Here is a 519-nt window from a genome sequence, read left to right as displayed (position 1 = left end):
GGTCGAACTTGTTCATGTATTTCCGCTGGTCAAGAAGAATCTTGCAGTCACTGTTGTTGATGATAGCTTCCTTCACGACAGGGGAACTGATGATGTCATCCACTTCCTGGGTGACCACCACGGCCTCCCCGAAATATTTTCTGACGGTCTTGAAAAGATAGCGTATGTACTCGCTCATATTGGCGGACATCAGGGCTTTCCAGCATTCCTCAATGAGTATCATTTTGCGGGTGCCTTTCAAACGGCGCATCTTGGCGATGAAGGTTTCCATGATTATCAGCGTGACCACGGGCAGAAGCACCTTGTTCCCGCTGATATTGTCCAACTCAAATACAATAAAGCGCTTGTTGGTAAGATCCAGTTCCTTTTCCGAATTAAGCAGGAAATCATAGTCACCGCCACGGTAGAACGGTTCCAGCACGTTCAGGAAACCGTCGATGTCAAAATCCTTCTCACGGACTTTCTTCTCCTCAATCATCCGGCGGTAGTCATCACGCACAAACTCGTAGAATCCGTTGA

At 47.8% G+C, this 519-nt stretch carries 1 protein-coding gene; it reads right to left on the bottom strand.

The features are described 5' to 3' along the window. Positions 1 to 519: TraG family conjugative transposon ATPase (locus tag I6E11_RS15545; protein WP_235338852.1), on the bottom strand; the 519-nt coding region annotated here is incomplete at both ends.

Source organism: Bacteroides caecigallinarum (genome assembly GCF_021531075.1).
Classification (GTDB): Bacteria; Bacteroidota; Bacteroidia; order Bacteroidales; family Bacteroidaceae; genus Phocaeicola; species Phocaeicola caecigallinarum_B.
Note: the sequence above shows the minus strand (reverse complement) of the source record. Positions and strands in the feature narration are given on the sequence as shown.